Below are 23,188 nucleotides of genomic sequence, written 5' to 3'. Positions count from 1 at the left end.
AGAAAACAGACATGACAACCAGCTTCGACAATCTCTCCGCCGGCGACACCATTGATGGTCCAAGCTTCGCTGTATCGCGCGAGTCGATCCGCCTGTTCTGCGACGGGTCGCTCGACTACAATCCGCTGCATCTGGACGACGACTACATGAAGAACTCGTTCGGTAAGACAAACTTCGGCGGCATCATCATGCATGGCATGAACAATTTCGGCCTGATCACCCGCATGCTGACCGATTGGGCCTATCCGGCAGGCGCCATTCATCGCCGTCTGGAAACCCGCTGGGTCAAGCCGGTCAAACCCGGCGACACCATTCGCCCGGTGGGGATCGTCAAAGCCAAGCAGAGCACCGAAAAGTCGCGTTGGGTGCTCATCGACGTCCTGGTGAAAAACCAGAACGACGAGAAAGTAGCCACAGGCGAGGCCATGGTCGAATTTCCACGCACGGCTTGATTTCACGCAGGCGTTGATGGCCTGACACGATGGCGTGCGGTTAAACTCGCACGCCATTGAAATAACCAAACTCATTTTCAGGGGATGAAATGAAACAGCTCGCAAGGATTGCGCTGGCCGTTTTGGCCTTTGCCTGCGTCACCGTGTCGGGTGCGCAGGCGCAGAGTTTTCCGGGAAACCAGATCAAGATCATCGTGCCGTTTCCTGCCGGCGGGACCACCGACATTCTGGCGCGCTTTGTCGCGCAATATCTCGGCGACAAGCTCGGCGTCACCACCATCGTCGAGAACCGCCCCGGTGCCTCGGGCACGATCGGCTCCGAGGTTGTGGCAAAATCACCGGCGGACGGCAGTGTTTTGCTGATCACGGCGACGCATCACGTCATCAATCCCAGCCTGCGCAAGAGCTTGCCTTACGATACGCAGAAAGATTTCTCGCCGATCGCCGTCGTGGCGACCGCGCCAAATGCCCTGTGCGTGTCGAAGGATTTTCCGGCCAAGACCGTTGCCGAACTGATCGCGATGGCGAAGAAGCAGCCGGGCAAATTGTCGTTTGGCTCCTCCGGCATCGGCGGCGCCAATCATCTCTCTGGCGAATTGTTCGAACAGATGGCCGGAATCAACATCGAGCACATCCCCTATAAGGGGGCTGCGCCGGCCATGAATGATCTGATCGGTGGCCACATCCCGATCATGTTCGACACGCTGCCGACCGTGCTGCCAGCTGCCGAAGCCGGCAGCATCCGCGTGCTGGCCGTCACCAGCCTGCAGCGAGCCGCGTCGCTGCCCAATGTTCCGACCCTCGACGAGGCCGGTGTGAAGGGCTTCGAAGCCACATCCTGGTTCGGCATGTATATGCCGCAGGCCGACGGGAGCCCGGTTTATAAAAAGCTGGTCGAGGCCATGAAGGACATCCTGGCTGCGCCGGCAACGCGCGAAAAGTTCGCCACGCAGGGCGTCGAGCCCGGCAAGCTAACGGGAGGCGAATTCGGCACCTTCGTCGATGCGGAAATCAAGAAATGGGCTGCCGTGGTGAAGACCGCAAACGTGCCGCTGGAATGACGTCGGTATGCTACGTCAAATTCGGCACATCACGGTGACAAATGCCGGTAAATATCGTCCGGACGGGCGGTGATTCTGCCCGTTCGGATTGACAGTGGGACCGGTGGTGGCTAGAAACCGCGGGTCCCGGGCGGCTCGGCTGCCAGCGGGTTAAAGCCCATTTTCGCTGATTTCGGCCTGCTACGCACGGCTTTTGAAGTCTCGATCGCAAGTGTTCAGGATTGACCGATGAAAGTCCGTAACTCGTTGAAGTCGCTGCGTGCCCGTCACCGCGACAACCGTCTGGTTCGCCGCAAGGGCCGCGTCTACGTCATCAACAAGACCCAGCGCCGCTTCAAGGCTCGCCAGGGTTAAGTTGTTGCCGGGCCGGCATTGTCTGGCCCGCTCCACGACATCACAGGTGTTTGACGCGCTGCCGCTTTGCAGCGCGTTTTTTCGTGTCTAGACTTCGCCTATGGCATTGCGAGTCCGAACCGCAGCTTTCAGCGTCCTGATCACCGCGCTTTTCGCGGCGACGCCAGTTGTGGCGCAGGTGAAGGATCCGAAGTCGGTGCAGCCCGGCTCGCCCAAGGCGATCCCGCAAGCCCCTGAAAAACTGCCGAAAATCGGCGCCGACAAGATTCGCGGGCTGGATTTTCTGTTTGGCGCACTGAAAGCCGCACCGGATGAGGCAAGCGCCAAGCATGTCGAAGGGCGGATCTGGGCCCAGTGGTCGCAAACCTCCAGCGACACCGCTGCGCTCCTGATGACCCGCGCCAAAACGGCATTCGATGCCAAGCAGGTCGATGTATCGGTCAAGCTGCTCAGCGCCGTCATCAAGTTGAAGCCCGATTATATCGAGGGCTGGAACCGGCGCGCGACGCTGTATTACTTGCAGAACGACTACACCCGCTCGCTGGAGGACATCGAGCAGGTGCTGGCCCGCGAGCCCCGGCACTTCGGTGCGCTGGCCGGCCTCGGCATGATCATGCAGGAATTCGGCGATGATAAGCGGGCGCTCGAAGCCTATCGCAAGGCGCTGGCCGTCAATCCGCATTTGGAAAAAGTACCGGAACTCGTCAAGAGCCTGACCGAGAAGGTCGAAGGCCGCGATATCTGACGCATCCCGCTGAGCGCAGCTCTGCCGTGCTTTGGCAGTTTTTCGCGCAATTCGCGTCCGGGAACCAAACTTCCGACACATGAAATGGGCGAAAAGGGCGCTTTCCAGGTCGTCTTGAAGGGGCCCATCTTGGCGAAGAAGTCTTTCCCGCTTTTTGCATTGCTCTGTCTTCTCCTGGCTGCGCCATTCAGCGCGCCTGCGCTCGCGCAAAAGGCTGACGCGCCTGCCGCCGCTGCTGCGCCCGTAATGACGCCGGAGCAGGCCAAGGCTGCGCTTGAGACGTTGCAAGACGATGTCAAGCGCAAACAGATGATCACGACACTGCAGGCGATCGCTCAGGCAAAACCGGCCGAGCCTGAGAAGAAGCCCGCGATCCCGCTCGATGCCGACAGTCTTGGCGCCCAATTGCTTGTCACGATTGCGGATCAGCTCGGCGATATCTCGCGCGAGGTTTCGACCGCCGTTCAATCGGTCACCCGCTTTCCTGCGCTATGGCTTTGGTTGAAAAATGCGGCCAACGATCCCGACACGTATCAACTGCTGTTCGATATTGCCTGGAAGCTCGTTGTCGTATTTGGCGGCGCGCTCGCGGCCGAATGGCTCGTCGTCTGGCTGCTGCGCCGGCCGCAGGCCGCGCTCGAGGCGCGTATTCCTTTTGTCGCGCGTGCGCCCTCTGCCCTCATCGCCAGCGTCGATCCGCCGTCTTCCACCGCCGACATCACTGAAAGCCCCAATCTCAACACTCGCCGGCGCAGCCTGACGCGCGCCTGGCAGTCGCTGCTGCGGCTGCCTTATGTGATCGGCCGATTGCTGCTCGAACTGATCCCGATCTTCGTCTTCACCGGCACCGTGTCGCTGCTGCTCGGCACCCAGATCGGCGATGCCGGCACCACGCGGCTCGCGATCCTTGCGATCGTGAACAGTTATGTGGTGGCGCGTGCGATCATCTGCGGCATGCGCGCTCTGTTCGGTCCGCTGGCTTTGTTCCGCGTGAAAGAAGAGACGGCCGTATATCTCGAAATCTGGACCCGCCGCATTGTCGCTGTTGGCGCCACCGGTATCGCGATCGCCAATGTCGCGCTGATGATGGGCTTGTATCGCTCCGCGCATCTGGCGCTGATCAAGCTCGTGATGCTGGCGGTGCATCTGTTCGTCGTGGTCATCATCCTGCAATGCCGTAAGCCTGTGGCCGATGCGCTGCGTGCGCCGGTTGGCGCCACCGGCTTCCTGAATGGCATGCGCAATCGTTTTGCCGGGCTCTGGCATGTGTTCGGCATCGTCATCGTGATCGCTGCTTGGGGCATCTGGGCGCTCAATATCCGCAATGGCTACGCGCTGTTGCTGCAATATATCGTCGGTACCGTGATCGTCGTCCTGATCACGCGGCTCGTGTCGATGATGTTGCTCAGCCTGATCGATCGCGGCTTCCGCATCAAACCGGATGTATTGAAGCGTTTCCCGGGCCTGGAAGTACGCGCCAATCGCTATCTGCCATTGCTGCGCAAGGTGGTCGCCGGGATCATCGCCGTGATCGGTCTGGTTGCGCTGCTGGAGGTCTGGGGTGTCAATGCCATCGTCTGGTTCTATGGCGGCCAGATCGGCAGCCGTGTCGTCTCGGCCTTCATCACCGTGGCTATCGCGGCTGTCACCGCCGCGGTGGTGTGGGAAGGCACCAATGCGTTGATGGAACGTCAGCTGACATCGCTGACGCGCGATGGTCACTTCGCGCGCGCGGCGCGTTTGCGGACATTCCAGCCCATGTTGCGCACGGCCTTGCTTGGCGTGATCATCGCCGTGATCGCGCTGACTGTGCTGAGCGAGATCGGCGTCAATGTTGCGCCGCTGCTCGCCGGTGCCGGTATCCTCGGCGTCGCCATCGGTTTCGGTTCGCAAAAGCTGGTGCAGGATGTCATCACCGGCCTCTTCCTGTTGCTGGAGAGCACGGTGCAGGTCGGTGATACGGTCGCCGTGTCGGGCTTGAGCGGCGTGGTCGAGAACCTCTCCATTCGCACGATTCGCCTGCGCGCCGGCGACGGCTCCGTGCACATCATTCCGTTCAGCGCGGTGACCACGATCACCAATTCAAGTCGCGGTGTCGGCAATGCCGCAGTGTCCGTGAGCGTCGACTACAAGGAAGACACTGATCGTGTCGGCGAAATCCTCAAGGGCATCGCCGTCGAAATGCGCAAGGAGGACGCTTATCGTCCGCTCATGCGCAGCGATCTCGAATTGTGGGGTGTCGACAAGGTGGACGGTTCGATGGCCACGCTTGTCGGTCAGATCCGCTGCACGGATTCCGGTCGCTGGGGTGTGCAGCGTGAATTCAATCGCCGCATGAAGATGCGTCTGCAGGAAGAGGGGATCGAGATCGCCTCGCCGAGCAGCCAGATGGTGATCATGCAGTTGCCCGCGCCTGCAAAGGAAGAGGTCGCCGAGGGCGGCGAAACGGGTGATACGAAGGACGCCAAGCAGGAAAAACGCCGCGCGTAAATCCGCGCGGTAGCGACAGGCCGTAGGCGGATTAGGCGAAGCCGTAAGCCGCCGTGGAGTTTCAATAGCTAACTCTGCGGCGGATTACGCTACGCTAATCCGCCCTACAGGATCAGTGCACCGCGCCCGTGCCCGGGCGAATCGCGCCGCCTCGAACGGAAGCCGCATAAAGCTGCTGCAACTCTGTCTCGAGCTGCTCGTTGACCAGCAGCAGAGCCTTCACGGCACCGCGCAGATCTCCGTTACAGGTCGATACGATTTCGTCGATATCGATTTCGATCAGATCGGGCGCCATTTTCATTCTCCACCTTCGATCATTTGCGATCATGGCGGACATTCCGCATCGTGATCATGGCAACAACCTGCCCGATCGCGTGCTGTTCCTGTGGATAGCGTGGACAGTTCGATCGGATTTATGGTCGCAGGGAATGTGGCGAAGCCGGACTTAAGCCCCATATTCACGCTGATATCCCCGCTTTTGTCCCTCTTCCGGATCATTTTAGTGAGAAAAATAGTGCTCGTTCTCCTCGCGCTGCTTGTCGTGCCGCTCGGCGTGTCTGCGGCCAAATATTGGGCGGGCGACCGATCAGTGAACTGGCAGAGCGCGGACCGTTCGAGCGCCGGCCTGTTGCCGCCGGCGGCAGAGCATCCCGAGGCAATGGTCCGTGTCTTCGCAGCCCGCACTGTTCGTTGGCGCGGTATTTTCGCCGTTCATAGCTGGATCGTGTTCAAGGAAAAGGGCGCGACGCGCTACACCCGTTATGATTATACCGCCTGGGGCGATCCGATCCGCCTCAATGGGTTTGCTGCTGATGGTCGCTGGTTCGGTGACGAGCCGATGGCTATTGCTGCTGCGGAAGGTGCCGCGGCCGAAGCGATGATCCCCAAGATCAAGGCGGCGATCGCAGGCTATTCCTGGCGGGCCTATGGCGATTACCGCGCCTGGCCGGGGCCGAACTCGAATACTTTTGTGACTGCCGTTCTGGCGGCGGTGCCGGAATTGCAGGTCGCGCTGCCGCCCACCGCGATCGGCAAGGACTTTCCTTATGAAGGCAATGCGTTCGGCTGGACGCCGTCCGGCACCGGCGTGCGCGTCACGCTGGGCGGCTATCTCGGTCTGACTGTCGGCTGGATCGAAGGTGTCGAGGTGAACATCCTTGGCGCCGTTCTTGGCTTCGATATCAGGCGCCCGGCCATTAAGCTTCCGGGGATCGGGCGGCTCGGCGTGAGCGCGTGAATGCGCGAAACCACCGTCCGGCTGAGGCGTATTTGATCCGTGCTCAAGCTTTCCTGGACATCGATGATCCTTCTCATACTGGTCGCCGTGCTCGCTGCGCTGGCGTTGTTCACGCAGTTTGAAACGCGCAGGCTTGAGCAGAGATTTCCATCGGTCGGTCAGTTCTTCGACGTGACAGGCGCCAGGCTGCATGTGCTCGATCTGGGCCCACGCGATGCGGCGGGGCCGCCGGTGGTGCTGGTGCATGGCGCGAGCTCCAATTTTGGCAGCATGCGCATCCCGCTGGGTGACATGCTGGCGCAAAGACATCGCGTGATCCTGATCGATCGACCCGGCCATGGCTGGAGCACGCGCAGTGAAAATCTCTCTCCCGCTTTGCAGGCGAAGATGATCGACGATGTGCTTGGTCAATTGCAGATCGAGCGCGCGATCATCGTGGTGCATTCGCTGGCGGGTGTGCTCGGCCTGAAGATGGCACTCGACTATCCGCAGCGTGTTGCCGGCCTCGTGTCGCTGGCAGGCGTGGCCTATCCATGGCCGGGCGGCGTGGGGACCTATAATGCGGTGGTGACGACGCCGGTGGTCGGACCGCTGCTGGCCTATACGATCACGCTGCCACTCGGTCTGCTACTGGCCGAGCCAGGCACGCGCAGTGTGTTTGCGCCGCAAGCCATGCCAGCCAACTATCTGGCCCAGAGCGCCATTCCGCTGCTGCTGCGACCACGAGAATTTCTGGCCAATGCCTGGGACCTGGTGACGCTGAAAGCAGCGGTGACCGAGCAGTCGCCGTACTATGCCGAATTGCGCATGCCGGTAGTCGCCATCACCGGCGACGCCGACACCACGGTGTCGTCCGAGATTCATTCAAGACGGCTCATCGAGACGGTGCCGAACGGCAAACTAATTCTGCTGCCAGGCGTTGGTCACATGGTGCAGAATGCGGTGCCGGAGCTGGTTGTCGGGGAGATCGAACGCATCATCTCGGAATCTGACACAAAACCGAAGGCTGCGTCGCGCTAAAGTCTGACCTGATGAACTTCACAACCAATTGAGGAGCTGTGCATGACCACGACATTCGGATCGGCCAAATGGCAGGGCGGTATCAAGGACGGCAAGGGAGCGATCTCGACCAAGAGCGGTGCGCTCGCGGACTATCCGTATGGTTTCGCCAGCCGCTTCGAGGGCAAGCCGGGCTCCAATCCGGAAGAGCTGCTCGGCGCGGCCCATGCCGCGTGCTTCACGATGGCGCTGTCGCTGATCCTCGGTGAGGCCGGCATGAAGGCCGATCAAATGGATACCAAGGCCGACGTGACGCTGGAAAAGCAGGGTGAGGGCTTTGCCATCACCAAGGTGCATCTCACGCTGGTGGCGAAGATCCCGGGCGCGGACAAGGCCAAGTTCGACGACTGCACGGCGAAGGCGAAGGCCGGTTGCCCGGTCTCGAAGGTGCTGAACGCCGAGATCACGCTGGACGCGAAGCTGGAAGGCTAGTCTTCGTCATTGCGAGGAGCAAAGCGACGAAGCAATCCAGCTTTTTAAGAGAGGCTGGATTGCTTCGCTACGCTCGCAATGACGTGGAAAGACCTGTGGTCTAACTACTCGCCCGTATCGCTCGATCCGACATAGGCAATACGCAGCATGTTCGTTGCGCCCGGGGTGCCGAGCGGCACGCCCGCCACGACGATGACGCGCTGGCCGGCCTTGGCGAAACCGTCGCGGAACGCAATGCGGCCGGCGCGATCCACCATGTCGTCCTGATCCTTGGCGTCTTCTGCGACCACGCAATGCACGCCCCAGGCGACCGACAGCTTACGACCGCCGGCGAGGTTCGGGGTGATGGCGACAATCGGCGGCTTCGGACGCTCGCGGGCCACGCGCATGGCGGTCGAGCCCGAGCTGGTCCAGCAGATGATTGCTGACAATTCCAGCGTCTCGGCGATCTGTCGCGCGGCATCGGCGATGGCGTCGCCGACGGTCGCTTCCGGGCCGGGGCGCTGGGCGGTGAGCACGTTGCGATAGGTCGGATCGCGTTCAACCTCTTCGCCGATGCGATTCATGGTCGCGACGGCTTCCACCGGGAATTTGCCGGCAGCGGATTCCGCCGACAGCATCACGGCGTCGGCGCCTTCATAGATCGCGGTGGCAACGTCGGAGACTTCGGCGCGGGTCGGCACCGGGCTCTGGATCATCGACTCCAGCATCTGCGTGGCGACGACGACCGGCTTGCCGGCGCGACGCGCCATGCGGGTCATACGCTTCTGCAGGCTCGGCACGCGCTCCAGCGGCAGTTCGACACCGAGATCGCCGCGGGCGACCATCAGCGCGTCGGATGCTTCGAGGATGGATTCGAGGCGATCGATGGCTTGCGGCTTTTCGATCTTCGACATGATGGCGGCACGGCCGCGCACCAGGCGCTTGGCTTCATGCACGTCCTCGGCGCGCTGCACGAAGGAGAGCGCAACCCAGTCGATGCCGGTTTCGAGCGCGGCTTCGAGATCGCTGCGGTCCTTCGGCGTCATGGCCGAAACGGGCAGGTCGGTGTCGGGCAGGCTGACGCCCTTGCGATCCGAAATACGGCCACCGACGACGACGCGCGTCACCGCGCGATCGGCCGAAGTCTCCTCGGCGATCAGCTTCAGCTTGCCGTCATCGATCAGCAGCGCGTGGCCGGGGCGCAGCGCGGCAAGGATTTCCGGATGCGGCAGGTGGACACGGGTGCCGTCGCCGGGCGACGGATCGGAATCGAGTGTGAAGGCTTCGCCGTTCTTGAGCTGGACGCCGCCATCGGTAAAGGCGCCGACGCGCAGCTTCGGGCCCTGGAGATCGACCAGAATGCCGATCGGGCGGCCATAGCTGCTTTCGACATTGCGGATCGTCTTCACCAGGTCGCGCATCTTGTCATGCGGCGTGTGGCTCATATTGATGCGGAACACGTCGGCACCTGCCTCGAACAGCTTGCGGATCATCGCGCTGTCGGAGGAGGCGGGGCCGAGCGTGGCCAGGATCTTGATGCGGCGTTGTCGTCTCATGTCTTAACTCGTCTTATTGCTTCGTTCCGGGCGTCGTCTGCGGGGGCGACGCCCCACCGGGCGGATTTCCCGGGTTGTTCGGGAGAGCTGGGAAACCCGCGCCAGGCGCACCCGGCGGCGGTCCGCCAGGACCCGGACCGGGCAGGCCCGGGAGTTTGGGCGGTTGTTCGCTCGTCTCCGTCAATTGCACGGTCCAGGCCCGCTGTTCTCCCGTATCGACCTCGAAGAAGCCTGTCCGGTCAAAACCGCGCGCGAGGCAGTTTTCCGTGCCCTTGATCGTGAATTCCTTGTCGCGTGAGCACATGAAGGCCTGACCGGACCACTCACCACCCCGGTCGTAATCGATGGCATAGATATAATAATACCGGGCCACCAGGGTTCCACGCAGCAATGTCTCACAGGCGCGCGATGACACGTTCCACCAGCCTTCGGTGGTCCAGCCATCGGCGTCCTTGTAACCGAGCGCGATACCGACCCGGCTCGACGTGTTGTTGCAAAGCCGGAAATCCGCCGCCGCAGGTGTCGCCCACAAGCATGCCAGCATCACGGCCAGAACTGGCAGCAGGCTGACCCATCGAGTGGGGTATGAACGGTGGGGATTCGCAATGATCATTCGGTGTCGATGTATATCAGTTCCTTGACGGTTTCGCGTGACCGGACTGGCCTGTCAACGGCAGCAACCGATTCGGCAGGGCGCCGGTAGTTTGACCCGTGTTATGGCGGAATCTGGTAAAGAACCCATCTTACGCACTGACCGGGCAATATGAGCGAGATGAAACATGGCCGTTGACGAGAAGACGCAGACCGAACTCGAAGCCGCGGCATTTCGTCGGCTGGTGACGCACCTGCAGGGCCGCACTGACGTGCAGAATATCGACCTGATGAATCTCGCGGGCTTCTGCCGCAATTGCCTGTCGAACTGGCTGAAGGATGCCGCAGACGAGCGTGGCGCGGCCCTGAGCAAGGATGAGAGCCGCGAGGCGGTCTACGGCATGCCCTATGAGGCGTGGAAGGCATTGCACCAGAGCGAGGCGACGCCGGAGAAGCAGGAGGCGTTCAAGGTCGCCTTCGAGCGAACAAACGGCGGGCATTGAGCAAAAACGGCCCCGGCGCACCATCATTTCTGTGGGGTGCTGTGGATGACAATCGTCGCGGCTTGACCCCATCGGCTCCGGTCGCGACTGTCGAATTAGAGACAAGTTTTTAAGAGACTAGCGCCCATAACCGGCGCCTCTCGCCAACCCATCCTACCCAATCAGTTCAGGAGTTCCCGATGGCCACCAATGCTGCGTCCGTGCTGGACGACCAGGCAACGCATTCTTTCGCCAAGGACCAGCTCAAGGCCATCGTCGAGCGCATCGAGCGCCTCGAGGAAGAAAAGAAGACGATTTCCGACGACATCAAGGACGTCTACGGCGAAGCCAAGGGCAACGGCTACGACGTCAAGGCACTGCGCACGATCATCCGCATGCGCAAGCAGGACGCCAACGAGCGCGCCGAGCAGGAGACGATCCTGGAGACCTATCTGCAGGCACTCGGGATGCTGTGAGGCGATCGTTTTACCTCTCCCCGCCGGGGAGAGGTCGGCGCGCGCAGCGCGATTGGTGAGGGGATTTCACCGCCGTTTGAGTTTTCCCCCTCACCCGAAACCTTCGCTACGCTACGGTTTCGACCTCTCCCCGGAGGGGAGAGGTGTTTGAGCTTCAACTCTTACTTCCGAAATTGAAATTCCTGCGCCTTAGCGCAACGCGGCAGTCCGCATCGCGAAGCTCGTGGTCTCCAGCTTCGCCGTCGCCGATCCCGTGAATTGATCGCTCACCAGTCCGGCCTGCGGATCGTCCGAGAAGCTCATCGCCACCACGCTGCGCGGTTTGGCGAAATGCGCGCGCAGCACGGTGAGGTCGCCATCACCGATCGTCGAGACCGACATCGCCGTCATGACGCTGGGGGCGATAATCATCGCGCGGGTCCAGATATGGTTGTCCGGAATATGCGCGGCGGCGAGGCGCGTTGAGATCGTGACAGGGCCGGCCTGGCCGAGGCTCTTGCCGATCACCGTGGTCACTTCATTCACGACCATCGAATTCTTGTTCGGCACATTCGGGCGAATGCTGCGCGGGATCGGCGCGCTGGCGGCCACCACATGCGCGCGATCAACCGGCGAGGTGCGCGGCGGCGCATAAGCCATGGCCTTCGCGAAGGTCGATTCGTTGACGCCCTGCTCCTGCTCGGCGATGCGATCCAGCGCCTGACGGGCTGTGAGTGCCGCGACCTGCTGTGGCGTCGCCTGCTTCGGCTCGGGGATGTCATCCCAGAAGCCGCGGGCATTGATGATGTCTGACGGAGTCTGCGGGCGCCCGTCGTTCTTCGGGGCGGCCGTCGCTGGGATCGGCATCTTCGGCCGTGGCAGCGGGACCGTTTCCGTATCGGCCGATGCGAGCACCACATTCGGCGTTGCCGGCTTGGCGCGCGGCATCGGGACCGGGTCGGATTTCTCAGGCGCTGCTGCAGTGGCTGCCGCCATCACGCTTGGAGCGGGCGTGGGCTTGCTCGGTGCGATTGCCGGTGCGGCGGATTCATCCTCATCCTCGGATGACGATTTCCGTCCGAACAACGAGGCCAGCAGATTGCCAGGCTTGCTGCTGGCGAGGCTTACGCTGTCGCCCGAGCCGCGCTTCTGGATATCGGCTGCAGCAAGCTGATAGCCCGGCATGGTGCCGCCGCTGGACGGCAGATGCACGGTACGGCCGTTCGGGAAAACGCGCTCGAGCTGCGCATAGGTCATGCGCGGCCAATGGCGCACGCTGCCGGTGTCGAGATGCACGAAAGGTGAGCCCGAGGTCGGATAGAAGCCGACGCCGCCGCGCTGCAGGCGCAGGCCGGCGATGCGGATCTTTTCGAGCTGCACACCGGGAATGAAGAAGTCCATCGCATGGCCGAGCATATGCTGGCTGTGGCGCGCCACGCCGGAGGAGCGGCGGCGCAGCATGGCGTTGGTGGCGGGCGAACGGTATGCGGAAATAATCTGGATCGGCTGCGTGCCGTCGACGTCGCGATAGACTTCCCAGACGATGTCGAACAGGCGTCGGTCCATCGTGGTGGAGTCTTGGTTGCGCCAGTCGCGCAGGAAGTGATTGAGTTTCTTCAGCCCGTCTTCGTCATAGCGGCCATTGCGCTTGAAGGTAACGGTGACGCTTTCGCGGGAATGGGTGTGGTAGAATGAGAGGGTGCGCGTTTCGCCATTGGCGGTCGCGTTATGGACCGAACTCGCACTGGCCATCAGCACCAGCGAGGCCAGACCGGCGTTCAAGCCGGCGCGCGAAGGACGCCATGTTACTATGCGTGCGAAGCCAAGCGGCACGTCAAAACCCACCCAAGTTACTCAAACTCTCTCGTTACCCCGTGTGACGAAAGAGGGTGAATCGAGTCTTAAAACGGGAGGGTTAACTGACATTTACACCCATCCCCCCAAAGTTGGCATTTCTGCCACTGTCAAGATTAACCCGCTGACTATGGCGAAAACTAGCCCTTTGCCCTCTTGCAGGTGGACAATGGTTAATCTTGCAACCGATGTTGCGCACTCCGACTGCGTAAAAAGCGACAAAAGTCGCCGCTAGCCCGGATCCACAACGCGCCAATCGTATTCGAACTGAGGCCAAGGGTTTGCTCCGGTTTGAAGCCAATGGCACGTGTTGGACCAGAAATCGTCCCGGTGACGGCTATGAAACAGGCTGAAATGACCGATGGCCTGACAGCCGAGATCGGAAGGTTTGAGGAGAAGCTGTGTCCGATTGCTGCCCGCGTAATATTCGAGTCCGCGCTGGATTGCGCGGGGCGTGCCGTATTCGTCGTCACTGACGCCAATGGCAAGGATATCGGCTTGCAGACTGGCGAAGCGATGCAGAAGCGCGTCCCGTTCGTATTCCGGATAGCTCAGCTCCAGACGGCTTCGACGGCGGCTCCATTCATAGGCCACCCCGGCTGGCAGATCCTCAAGCCAGCCCAGTCGTTTGCCGGGAAAATAACCGACGATCGATGTCAGCAACGGCATGACGATGTGCCAGCGCATGAGCAGCCGCGCGCGATGGCTGGCGCCGTAGTCTCTCCAATAGGCAAACTGGCCGGCAATTGCGAGAAGTCGATCGACCTCGCCTGCATTGGGTGCGAAGCCCGGTAGAAAGCCGCCGATGCTATGGCCGACGACGGCAAGCAATCCGGATGGCCGGCACGAACGCATGCAGTCGATGGCGGCTGCGAAGTCGAGTTCTCCCCAATCCCGCCATCTGAAACGGGCGGACCGCAAATTCGTCGGGCGCGACAATCCGATGCCACGATAGTCATAGGTCAGGACCGAAAAGCCGTTCTCGGCCAAGTATCGTGCATAAGGATGATAGTAGCGGGCCAGTACGCCCGTTGCCGGATTGATAATGACGGAGCACAATTCGGATGAAATTCGGGGCCGCCAGAAGTGTCCGTGAAGATGGTAGCCGTCGCCGCAGGGAAACGTCACTGCCTCCGACACCGACTGGGTTGCTTGATCCAAGATCGTCTCGTCCTGCCATTGGCGAATTGCGTCGAGAAAATCTTGCATGCGTCTTTTTATAAGTAAAATTGATTTATGATATCGATGGCATCCAATAAAATTATATTCTGGTTGATTGGCTTGTTCTTTCCCGTCAGGAGATTCCGGTGAAGCTTCAGCAATTGCGCTATTTTTGCGCGGTCATTCAGACCCGCAGCGTTACCGTCGCTGCCAGGCAGCTCGGGGTGTCCCAGCCCGCGCTTTCGACGGCGTTGAAGGCCTTGGAAGAGGAGTTGGGCGGAGCCTTGATTCAAGGCGGACGCGGCGACATGCGCCCAACGACACAAGGGGAATCCTTTCACGCCAAAGCGCTTCGCATTCTCAAAGATTGTGAAACGGCGAAGATTGAATTCAAACGCGGTCAGGGGCGCCGTCTCGTGAAGCTCGGCGTTCTATCGACAATCCCTATGCGCAGCTTGATCGCATTTCAGCAACGTCTTGCCCGTTCATTGCCGGACATTGAGCTCGCGATGCGTGAGGGCTCAACGCATGAGCTGATTGGGGCGCTGGCCGAGGGGAGGATCGACGCGTCGGTTATGGCGCTCAACATGGCGGGCAACTCGGGATGGGTGCCGATCAGCAATGAGGCGCTCGTCCTTGCCTGCCGCAGCGACGATCCTCTTGCGGCTGCTGCGAGTGTCGAGGTCAAGCAACTGAACTCCCGCGCTTTCATTCAGCGGAGCCACTGCGAACTAAGTCACGAGGGTTACAGCATCCTCGATGCACGTGGCGTGCGCATGAATGTCGTTCTCAGAACCAATCAGGATCAGCGAGCCATGGAGGCCGTGCAGGCTATGATGGGAGTGACCATTGCGCCTCTCAGCCTGATCGCCGGCCTTGCGGCCGTGCCGCTCGAAGATTTTGGACTGACGCGAACCTTGGGTATCCGCTTCTCGAAGCGTGTCGCTCAGCCGCTGCGGGATGATATGGCGGCTGCGCTGACCACTGCCATCGCGGAAACGCTGATTGTCACGCCGTCGATATCCGTATCGCACCGGGAGGCAGGGGCCAGATAGCAAAAGGGCTCCATCCGAAGATGGAGCCCTTGATGTGGCGTGATGCCTTGCGCGCTTACCGCACTTCGGTGCGGCGCGGCCGGGGGCCGGCGGCCGGTTGCGGTTGCGTCATGCCGCCGCCGAACAGGCGCTCGAAGAAGTTCGGTTCGCTACGCTGGGCCTGGCCGTTGAAGGCCACGCCCTGCGGGATATCCGCGCGCGGACGCGCATAGCTCGGCTGGGTGCGGGCCACCACCTGCTCCAGATCCTTGCCCTTGACGTTCTTCAGGACTGCCTGCATCTGCGCGTCGCGGCCATAGATGTCCTTGCGCATCTGCAGCTTGCCGGCGTCGTCCACGAAGGCGGTCTGATAGGTGATGTTGACCGGGATCGGCGTCGGGAATTTGACGTCGATCTCGCTCTTTCCATACATGCCGCGGACCTTCTCCGGCGTGTAGCGCTCGTTCGGCATGGTGATGTTGAGCAGCACCGATGCGTACTGATCCGGATACTGCACCCGCATGCAGCCATGGCTGAGGGCGCGCTCGTCACGTGCGAAAAAGTTCTTGTTCGGCGTGTCGTGCTGATAGACGAGGAACTTGTTCGGGAAGTTGAAGCGGATGCGGCCGAGCGCGTTGTCGTCGCCCGGCGGCTGCGAAACATGGATGCTGCCATCGGCCTTGCGCGACAGTTTCAGGCCCATGCGGTCGAGCACCGTCGGGTCCTGCTGCAGCGCCGGCAGATATTCGTTGTAGATGATCGACGGCGGAACGTTCCAGGTCGGGTTGACCGTGAGATACTTCATCGTCTCGGTCAGCAGCGGCGTGGCCTGCTTGCCGACCTTGCCGACGACGACGCGCGTGGTCCAGACCTGTCCGCCGTTCTGCATCACCTTCAGTGTGTAGTCGGGGATGTTCAGCATCACATAGGCGTTGCCGATCGACGATGCGCCGAGCTGGCGCGGCAGCCAGCGCCAGCGCTCCAGGTTGACGAGGATGGTGTCGATCTGGCGATCGCGCTTCGGCGCGTTGATGGCGCGCACCGTGGCGTCGTCGAGCACGCCGGTGGCCTTCATGCTGCTGTTCGACTGGAATTTGCGAACGGCTTCGGCGACCTCGGCGTCGTATTTGGTATCGCTGGCATTGGCGACATGCAGGCGCGCGCGCAGCAGTGGCACGCGGTCGTCTTCCGCAACCGTCGGGTTCGGATTCTTCTTCGTCGCCTTGGTGAATTTCAGCGCTGGGCCTTCGGCGATCGGCTGCGCCGGCATCTCAGTCTCGCCGCGCAGTTCGGCGAGCTTGGCCTTCAGCTTCTTGTAGCCGTCATGCTGCGGATTGTAGCTTGCAAGCGCAGCGGAAGCGTCCTTGGCGGTCGAGACATTCGCAAGCACTTCGGCCGGATCGGTCGGATGCTCCGGATACATGATTTCAGCGTCGATCTGCGACCAGTGCATGCGGCCGCTCTGCGCCTGGCGGGCATAGTCGAGCATGCTGGCGGTAAGTTTCAGCTCGGCTTCGGCCTGGGCGTCCGGCGTTGCAGCAGCAGTGAAGTCCGGCACCGGATAGTCGGTGGCGTCGAGGCCTTCGCTGCCTGCGTCCTTCAGGCGCGCGATCACGCCCTTCGCTGCGGTGGTGGCAATGCCGCCCTGGGTCCAGAGTGGCGCGTAGTCACGGCCGGCATAGAACTTCTCGACGGCAGCGCGCTCGCCCTTGCGATCGAACTGGCGCGGCAGCTTGCCGGCGAGCATCTCGCGCAGCTTGTCGGCGACAGGCTGGTCGGCGGCAGCCACGGTGGAGGCGGGCTTTGCAATATCCCTGGCGACATCCTTCGGCGGCTCTGCAGCGGGCGCAGCCGGTGCAACGGCGGTGGCCGCAGGGACAGCAGCCGGCTCAGGCGCGGCGGGCGCAGTCGCGGTGTTGGCTGGCTTGGTCTCGTCGGTCGCCTTCGGTGTCTCGGCAACTTTCGGCACGTCAGCCGATGTTGCGCCGACGGTCTTTTCCGTTGCCTTGCTCGCGTCGGGGACCGAAGCGGTGGTGTCGGTGTTGGTCTCGATCTTGATGTCGCTGGCGGTGGGCGGCGGAACGTTGGCGGGCTCGGGGCGCGGGACGGCTGCATCGATGGCGAGTTCGGAGACACTGTCACGCGGCGATGCGCTCGGCTGTGCGATTACGGCGCCGGTGGAAACCGTCAGGAAAGTCGCAGCCACGGCCAGCAGCACGCGGTCGAATCCAGAACGGCTCTTGTTGAAGTCTCGCATTCTCGCTCCTCTCGAGTGAACCTGCTCCATTCACCTGGAACAGTTCTAGTCTCCCATCGCAGCTTCGGCTGAAGCGTGTATGTCGCGATTCCATCCGCAGACGATACATTACGCCCAAGATACACTACGCCCAAGATACATGGGCCCGATCCAGGTGCGACCACCCAGCGGGCTATATCCTCACAAACTGACGCCAACCCACATGGTTTGCAACGTTACACCTGTTGCCAGCCGCTGCTTTTGACTTCGTGTGTCACCACACCGCAACGGTTCAAGTTCCCCTGCCACAACAAGGACATGTTCACTGCGTGCGCGGCAACAAATTGCGGCGAAGTGGTGCCTTGTCGCGCGAACTACGCGTCGTCCGTGGAAACGGAGTTTTTCTCTGCTGCCTCGTCGAGTTTTCGATACAGCGTCGAGCGCCCGATTTTCAGGCGGCGCGCAACTTCTGACATCTGTCCACGGTAATGCGAGATGGCGAAGCGGATGATTTCGGATTCGAGTTCTTCCAGCGGCCGTAGCTCGTTGTCCGATGCCAGCATGCTCAGGCTACCGGCGGCTGCAAGCAGCGGCGCTGCGTCCGGTACCATGGTCGGTGCTGTCGCGTGGTAGAGCTGCTCTATAACTAGTGGGACGGTTGCAGGCGATGGTATCGGCGCGGTCGGTGAAGTGGCTTGCGGAAAATCGGCGAGTCCGAGCTGATCCCCTTCGCTCATCACCACGGCGCGATACACCGCGTTTTCCAGCTGGCGGATATTGCCGGGCCAATCGAGCTGGGTCAGCACCGACATGGCTTCGCCGGAGATCCCGGTGATGGGGCGATTCTCCTCGGCGCAAAACCGCGCCAGGAAGTGTCGCAGGAGATGCGGTATGTCCTCGCGGCGGGCGCGCAGCGGCGGCACCGTGAGCGGCAGCACATGCAGGCGGTAGAACAGGTCCTCGCGGAAATTGCCGGCTTTGACGAGGTCGAGAAGCTGCCGGTTGGTGGCCGAGATGATGCGGACATCGACCTTCACGGGTCGCCGGCCGCCAACGGCTTCCACGGAGCCTTCCTGCAGCGCGCGCAGCAGTTTGACCTGGGCGCTCAGCGGCAGTTCGCCGACTTCATCGAGAAAAAGCGTGCCGCCGGAGGCTTCGACAAATTTGCCGGCATGGCGTTCGGTGGCGCCGGTGAAGGCGCCCTTCTCGTGGCCGAACAGGATCGATTCCACGAGATTGTCGGGGATGGCACCGCAATTCACGGCAACGAACGGCTTGCTGCTGCGTTCGCCGGAGCCATGGATCGCACGGGCGATGACTTCCTTGCCGACGCCGGACTCGCCCTCGACCAGTACTGGAATGGACGAGGAGGCAGCCTTGCGGGCGGCGCGGAGCACGTTCTCCATGGCCAGGCTGCGGGTGCTGACATCGGCAAAAGTGAGCTTGCCCTCGCGGCTGTGGCGGATGCGCTGCAACTCGCCTTTCAGCGCGTGGGTATTGAGCGCATTGCGCAGAGACACCTGCAGGCGCTCGGCGCTGACCGGCTTGACGACGAAGTCATGGGCGCCTGCGCGCATGGCCGAAACGACATTGTCGATGCCGCCATGGGCGGTCTGGACGATGACGGGAATGTTGAGGCCGGCATCGCGGATGCGCTCGAGCACACCCATGCCGTCGAGGCCGGGCATCACAAGATCGAGCAGCATGGCATCGATGGCCGGTGCGTCCGGGTCGCTCAGGCGCGCGACGGCATCCTCGCCGCTCTCGACCACGATGGCCTCGTAGCCGCAGCGCTGCACCATGTTCTCGACAAGGCGGCGCTGGACCGCATCATCATCAGCGATCAGGATTCGTTCTGCCATAGGGGACTCCGGACGGGCACTCAAAGGATCGAGTGTCCCGAATTGAGCCAAAATGGCCGGCAGAGTTTAATGCTTTGATAATATCCAGAGGGTGAGCGCGGCGTACCGCGCCCACCCCAAGGCTTAGTTTTTCTGAAAAGGCTTAGCTCTTCTGCAGATAGGCCGTCGCGTGCGGCCAGACTTCGAGGCCACCGCGATAGATCATGTCGCCGGCCACATAGAGGATGATGGCGAGGCCGACATAGGCGATCCAGCGATGCTTCTGCAGCAGTTTTGCGATGAAGCTCGCGGCAAGGCCCATCAGTGCGATCGACAGAACGAGGCCGAAGATCAGGATGGTCGGGTGCTCGCGGGCAGCGCCCGCCACCGCCAGCACGTTGTCGAGCGACATCGAGACGTCGGCGAGGGTGATCTGCCAGATCGCCTGACCCATCGTCTTGCGCGGGGCGCTGCCATCCTCGTTCATGCGCTCGATCTCTTCGAGATCGTGTTCGTGGCCGGAGCGCAATTCGCTCCACATCTTCCAGCACACCCACAGCAGCAGGAGGCCGCCGGCGAGCAGAAGACCGATGATCTGCAGCAGCTGGACGGTGACGCTGGCAAAACCGATACGGAGGACGGTGGCGGCAACGATGCCGATCAGGATCGCACGGGCACGCTGCTCTTTGGGCAGACCGGCGGCGGCGAGGCCGATGACGATAGCGTTGTCACCGGCGAGAACCAGGTCGATCATGATGACCTGGAGCAATGCGGATAGGGCTTCGGGCGTAAACAGTTCCGACATACGGGCCTCTCTGTGTATGAACGTCCAGTCCGACATCACAGCTTTTGGAGCTGCCAGAGGGGCCCGGTCCGGGACGTTTCTTCAATGCGGGGACATTCCCGCGGTTGATCCAGTTGTTAGTCAGGTTGATCCGAAGGCATGACCAAGCGGACCATCTGGTCCGGGTCGATCACGATCGAAAGGCCGACACCGATAAAGGTCAGGACGCCGGCGACATCGAGCCAGGCAGCGCGGCGTTTGCGATTGTGCGGAATCAGCGCGCCACCGGCGATCGATGCTGCGAGTGCGAATAGCAAAGTCGCGACAATTGGCGCCAGTGCGTCGAGCGAGACAAATGCGCGCAAGGCCAGTCCTGCCGCCAGCGTCATCAGCAGAATAACGGCAAACAGCTCCTTGACCCCACCCGGGGTCGCGGGCGCATCATTGCGGTCCGTGAAACTGCGATCGGTAAACGCCATGCTGGGCTCTTCGAGACCGTCTCATCGCGCCTGCAACGTTTTCGCAGAGCTTCAAAGCTGCTACGAATAGTCATCAGGTCGAGCAATTCATCTTGAGTAGTTTCGTAAACATGAAACTTGGAAAAGATCAAGAAGTTTCAGGCAATGCGGCTGTGAGCAAAGCCGCACCGGAAACGCGTGCGCTGCGAAAAGAAGCAGGCAATTGGCTGAAGGCACGACGGACCGAGGCTGGGCTTTCGCAGGTCGATCTCGCCGCAAGGCTGGGCCTCAAATACTACACGTTCATCTCGCAGGTTGAGAACGGCTTCAGCCGAGTGCCGACGGAGACAATGGAAGCCTGGGCGCTCGCCTTGAAGCTCGAGCCCCCGGAATTCGCCAGGCATCTGCTGGTCTATTACGAGCCGGAATTGCACCGGTTGTTGTTCGGAGCATCCAAATGAATGTCATTGCATTTCGGAAGCCGCAAACCGGCGCTTGGAGCGAAACGGAGCTTCGCACGCTGGGCGAGACCCTCGACATGGGGCGTCGCGGGCAGGGCTGGGACACCGGCCTTACCGAGAGCGGCGATGCGCAATTCTATCTGCTCGGCCCGGATCAGGCCTGCACCATATGCGTGTCACGGATCGGCGGGCTTTACGTGCTGGAAGACGGCCAGGGCACGCTGCTGTTCGAGCATCGCAGCCTGCCGCTGGTGGCGATGCATGCCCGCAATGCCGTGCGGACCACGCGATGGCCGCTTGTCGCACGGATTGTCATGGTGTGGTGTACGATTCGCCATATGATGAATGACAGGGTCGAGCCGCTCCTGCTGGAAGGCGAAGAGCTGCTCGTCCATGTCGCCCCGCAACTGGCCGCCTATGTGTGATCGCCGCTGTATCTAGCCGAAAGTTTTCATGCCTAAATCCGCTACCGCGAAATCCGCCCGCAAGTCTTCCGCAAAGACATCCGCCGCCAAGAAGACTGCAGTCGTGAAGAAACCGGTGCGCAAGGCCGCGCCGAAGGCTGCAGCGAAGTCACCCGCGGGAAAATTGCCGGAATGGAATTTGGCGGATCTCTATTCTTCGATCACCGCACCGGAAATCGCGCGCGATCTCGACAAGATCGATGCGGACTGCGCGGCCTTCGAGGCGGCCTATAAGGGCAAACTGGCGGAAGAAACGGCGAAGTCCAATGGTGGCGCCTGGCTGGCAGAAGCTGTCCGCAGCTATGAGGCGATCGACGATCTCGCCGGCCGTCTCGGTTCCTATGCCGGCCTCATCCATGCCGGCAACACCGTCGATCCCGCGATCTCGAAATTCTACGGCGACGTTTCCGAGCGCATCACGGCGGCCTCGGTGCATCTGCTGTTTTTCGCGCTGGAATTGAACCGGATCGAGGATGATGTCATCGAGCGTGCGATGCAATCGCCCGAACTCGGACATTACCGGCCGTGGATCGAGGACAGCCGCAAGGACAAACCGTACCAGCTCGAAGACCGCGTCGAGCAGCTGTTTCACGAAAAATCGCAGACCGGCTACGGCGCTTTCAACCGCCTGTTCGATCAGACGATTGCAGGCCTGCGCTTCAAGGTCGGCGGCAAGGAATTGGCCATCGAGCCGACGCTGACGCTGCTACAGGACCGCGACGCCGCCAAGCGCAAGGCGGCCGGGCAGGCGCTGGCGACTACGTTCAAGGCGAATGAGCGCACCTTCGCGCTGATCACCAACACGCTGTCGAAGGACAAGGAAATCTCCGACCGCTGGCGTGGTTTTCAGGATGTGGCCGATAGCCGCCATCTCAACAACCGTGTCGAACGCGAAGTCGTTGACGCGCTGGTGGCTTCCGTGCGCGCGGCTTACCCAAAGTTGTCGCATCGCTACTACCAGCTGAAGGCAAAATGGTTCGGCAAGAAGAAATTGCCGCACTGGGACCGCAACGCGCCGCTGCCTTTCGCGCCGACTGGCACAATCTCCTGGTCCGATGCGCAGGACATGGTGCTGACGGCCTACGGCGCGTTCTCGCCGGAGATGGCGGGAATCGCGAAACGCTTCTTCACCGATCGCTGGATCGACGCGCCGGTGCGTCCGGGCAAGGCGCCGGGCGCCTTCTCGCATCCGACCACGCCTTCGGCGCATCCCTATGTGCTGATGAATTATCAGGGCAAACCGCGGGACGTGATGACGCTCGCCCATGAGCTCGGACACGGCGTGCATCAGGTGCTTGCGGCGAAGAACGGCGCGCTGATGGCGCCGACGCCGCTGACCCTCGCGGAGACGGCCTCGGTGTTCGGCGAGATGCTGACCTTCAAGCGCCTGCTGGCTCAGACCAAAAGCGCCAAGCAGCGTCAGGCCTTGCTGGCCGGCAAGGTCGAGGACATGATCAATACGGTCGTGCGCCAGATTGCGTTCTATTCATTCGAGCGCGCCGTCCACACCGAGCGCCGCAATGGCGAACTTACCGCGGAGCGGATCGGCCAGCTCTGGCTGAGCGTGCAGAATGAAAGCCTCGGCCCGGCCATCGAGATCAAGCCGGGCTATGAGAATTTCTGGATGTATATCCCGCACTTCATCCATTCGCCGTTCTACGTCTACGCCTATGCCTTTGGCGACTGCCTCGTGAACTCGCTTTACGCTGTCTACGAGAATGCCCAGGAAGGCTTTGCGGAGCGCTATCTCGCGATGCTCGCCGCCGGCGGCACCAAGCACTATTCCGAACTGCTCGCGCCCTTCGGGCTGGATGCCAAGGACCCGACCTTCTGGGACGGCGGGCTGTCGGTCATCGCCGGGATGATCGATGAACTGGAGGCGATGGGATAGGGCCGTAAAACATTTGTTGAACGTTATTTAAGGGAGTGTTATACATCTGTATAACACTCCCTTTTCTTTGGGTGAGCAGGAGGTTTTACCCGAGCAAAACCGGCCGAT

The 23,188-nt window shown here is 61.5% G+C and carries 23 protein-coding genes; 14 read left to right on the top strand and 9 right to left on the bottom strand.

Annotated features, from left to right (window positions below; translation table 11 throughout):
• The first annotated feature begins 11 nt into the window (after window positions 1-11).
• From RPMA_RS24550 to RPMA_RS24530, 5 genes are all read left to right on the top strand, one after another.
• Window positions 12-452 (top strand): MaoC family dehydratase, encoded by a 441-nt coding sequence (locus RPMA_RS24550; RefSeq protein ID WP_211910262.1) that lies wholly within the window; start codon window positions 12-14, stop codon window positions 450-452.
• An 89-nt stretch (window positions 453-541) separates the two neighbouring features.
• Window positions 542-1,513, top strand: coding sequence for a Bug family tripartite tricarboxylate transporter substrate binding protein (locus RPMA_RS24545; protein WP_211910261.1), 972 nt, complete (start codon window positions 542-544; stop codon window positions 1,511-1,513).
• Between the two features lie 228 nt (window positions 1,514-1,741).
• Window positions 1,742-1,867, top strand: coding sequence for a type B 50S ribosomal protein L36 (ykgO, locus tag RPMA_RS24540; RefSeq protein WP_011509735.1), 126 nt, complete (start codon window positions 1,742-1,744; stop codon window positions 1,865-1,867).
• 100 nt (window positions 1,868-1,967) lie between these two features.
• Window positions 1,968-2,612 carry a tetratricopeptide repeat protein gene (locus RPMA_RS24535; protein ID WP_211910260.1) on the top strand — a complete coding sequence of 215 codons (645 nt, stop codon included), beginning with the start codon at window positions 1,968-1,970 and terminating at the stop codon, window positions 2,610-2,612.
• Between the two features lie 84 nt (window positions 2,613-2,696).
• Window positions 2,697-5,102, top strand: a complete 2,406-nt coding sequence (locus RPMA_RS24530) for a mechanosensitive ion channel domain-containing protein (protein ID WP_211910259.1) — start codon at window positions 2,697-2,699, stop codon at window positions 5,100-5,102.
• Between the two features lie 112 nt (window positions 5,103-5,214).
• Here the strand turns inward: RPMA_RS24530 and RPMA_RS24525 are convergent, their stop codons facing one another.
• Window positions 5,215-5,397, bottom strand: a complete 183-nt coding sequence (locus RPMA_RS24525) for a hypothetical protein (RefSeq protein ID WP_211910258.1) — start codon at window positions 5,395-5,397, stop codon at window positions 5,215-5,217.
• Between the two features lie 99 nt (window positions 5,398-5,496).
• Between RPMA_RS24525 and RPMA_RS24520 the strand changes: the two genes are divergently transcribed.
• The 3 genes from RPMA_RS24520 (at window position 5,497) to RPMA_RS24510 (ending at window position 7,830) form a co-directional block, all read left to right on the top strand.
• Window positions 5,497-6,339, top strand: a complete 843-nt coding sequence (locus tag RPMA_RS24520) for a DUF3750 domain-containing protein (protein ID WP_249225383.1) — start codon at window positions 5,497-5,499, stop codon at window positions 6,337-6,339.
• A 63-nt stretch (window positions 6,340-6,402) separates the two neighbouring features.
• Entirely contained in the window at window positions 6,403-7,359 is a 957-nt protein-coding gene (locus RPMA_RS24515; RefSeq protein WP_211910257.1) for an alpha/beta fold hydrolase, read from the top strand.
• Window positions 7,360-7,401: 42 nt separating this feature from the next.
• On the top strand, window positions 7,402-7,830 hold the full coding sequence (locus RPMA_RS24510) for an OsmC family protein (RefSeq protein ID WP_211910256.1): 429 nt from the start codon (window positions 7,402-7,404) through the stop codon (window positions 7,828-7,830).
• 104 nt (window positions 7,831-7,934) lie between these two features.
• Here the strand turns inward: RPMA_RS24510 and pyk are convergent, their stop codons facing one another.
• Together pyk and RPMA_RS24500 are read right to left on the bottom strand one after the other, a co-directional pair.
• Entirely contained in the window at window positions 7,935-9,368 is a 1,434-nt protein-coding gene (gene pyk, locus RPMA_RS24505; RefSeq protein WP_211910255.1) for a pyruvate kinase, read from the bottom strand.
• Between the two features lie 13 nt (window positions 9,369-9,381).
• The gene (locus RPMA_RS24500; RefSeq protein ID WP_211910254.1) at window positions 9,382-9,981 is read right to left on the bottom strand and encodes a DUF1036 domain-containing protein; all 600 of its coding nucleotides are present in this window, start codon (window positions 9,979-9,981) and stop codon (window positions 9,382-9,384) included.
• Window positions 9,982-10,147: 166 nt separating this feature from the next.
• Between RPMA_RS24500 and RPMA_RS24495 the strand changes: the two genes are divergently transcribed.
• Both RPMA_RS24495 and RPMA_RS24490 read left to right on the top strand, forming a co-directional pair.
• Entirely contained in the window at window positions 10,148-10,462 is a 315-nt protein-coding gene (locus tag RPMA_RS24495; RefSeq protein ID WP_211910253.1) for a DUF1244 domain-containing protein, read from the top strand.
• Between the two features lie 179 nt (window positions 10,463-10,641).
• Window positions 10,642-10,917: a DUF2312 domain-containing protein gene (locus tag RPMA_RS24490; protein ID WP_211910252.1), complete on the top strand. Its 276-nt coding sequence runs from the start codon at window positions 10,642-10,644 to the stop codon at window positions 10,915-10,917.
• Window positions 10,918-11,106: 189 nt separating this feature from the next.
• Here RPMA_RS24490 and RPMA_RS24485 read toward each other — a convergent pair whose 3' ends face one another.
• Window positions 11,107-12,648 (bottom strand): DUF882 domain-containing protein, encoded by a 1,542-nt coding sequence (locus RPMA_RS24485; protein ID WP_211913808.1) that lies wholly within the window; start codon window positions 12,646-12,648, stop codon window positions 11,107-11,109.
• 333 nt (window positions 12,649-12,981) lie between these two features.
• Window positions 12,982-13,959, bottom strand: a complete 978-nt coding sequence (locus tag RPMA_RS24480) for an alpha/beta hydrolase family protein (RefSeq protein WP_211910251.1) — start codon at window positions 13,957-13,959, stop codon at window positions 12,982-12,984.
• Window positions 13,960-14,057: 98 nt separating this feature from the next.
• On the opposite strand from RPMA_RS24480, the gene RPMA_RS24475 reads away from it, so the two are divergent.
• A complete protein-coding gene (locus RPMA_RS24475; RefSeq protein ID WP_211910250.1) occupies window positions 14,058-14,966 on the top strand; it encodes a LysR family transcriptional regulator in 909 nt (302 codons plus the stop codon).
• A 55-nt stretch (window positions 14,967-15,021) separates the two neighbouring features.
• On the opposite strand, the gene RPMA_RS24470 is transcribed toward RPMA_RS24475, so the two are convergent.
• The 4 genes from RPMA_RS24470 to RPMA_RS24455 form a co-directional block, all read right to left on the bottom strand.
• Complete coding sequence (locus RPMA_RS24470) at window positions 15,022-17,202, bottom strand: L,D-transpeptidase family protein (protein ID WP_211910249.1); 2,181 nt, start codon at window positions 17,200-17,202, stop codon at window positions 15,022-15,024.
• 353 nt (window positions 17,203-17,555) lie between these two features.
• Complete coding sequence (locus RPMA_RS24465) at window positions 17,556-19,043, bottom strand: sigma-54-dependent transcriptional regulator (RefSeq protein WP_211910248.1); 1,488 nt, start codon at window positions 19,041-19,043, stop codon at window positions 17,556-17,558.
• Window positions 19,044-19,185: 142 nt separating this feature from the next.
• A complete protein-coding gene (locus RPMA_RS24460; protein WP_211910247.1) occupies window positions 19,186-19,827 on the bottom strand; it encodes a TerC family protein in 642 nt (213 codons plus the stop codon).
• A 116-nt stretch (window positions 19,828-19,943) separates the two neighbouring features.
• Window positions 19,944-20,285: a hypothetical protein gene (locus RPMA_RS24455; protein ID WP_211910246.1), complete on the bottom strand. Its 342-nt coding sequence runs from the start codon at window positions 20,283-20,285 to the stop codon at window positions 19,944-19,946.
• Between the two features lie 152 nt (window positions 20,286-20,437).
• On the opposite strand from RPMA_RS24455, the gene RPMA_RS24450 reads away from it, so the two are divergent.
• Genes RPMA_RS24450 through RPMA_RS24440 form a run of 3 tightly spaced genes read left to right on the top strand, consistent with a single transcriptional unit; the run spans window position 20,438 to window position 23,080 of the window.
• Window positions 20,438-20,725 carry a helix-turn-helix domain-containing protein gene (locus RPMA_RS24450; protein WP_249225381.1) on the top strand — a complete coding sequence of 96 codons (288 nt, stop codon included), beginning with the start codon at window positions 20,438-20,440 and terminating at the stop codon, window positions 20,723-20,725.
• Entirely contained in the window at window positions 20,722-21,150 is a 429-nt protein-coding gene (locus RPMA_RS24445; protein WP_211910244.1) for a hypothetical protein, read from the top strand. Before RPMA_RS24450 ends, RPMA_RS24445 begins: the two co-directional genes overlap by 4 nt.
• A gap of 28 nt (window positions 21,151-21,178) precedes the next feature.
• Window positions 21,179-23,080, top strand: coding sequence for a M3 family oligoendopeptidase (locus RPMA_RS24440; protein WP_211910243.1), 1,902 nt, complete (start codon window positions 21,179-21,181; stop codon window positions 23,078-23,080).
• The last annotated feature ends 108 nt before the right edge of the window (window positions 23,081-23,188 follow it).

The organism is Tardiphaga alba (assembly GCF_018279705.1).
GTDB lineage: Bacteria > Pseudomonadota > Alphaproteobacteria > Rhizobiales > Xanthobacteraceae > Tardiphaga > Tardiphaga alba.
The sequence above is the reverse complement of the archived record's forward strand: the minus strand, read 5'-3'. Positions and strand labels throughout refer to the sequence as shown.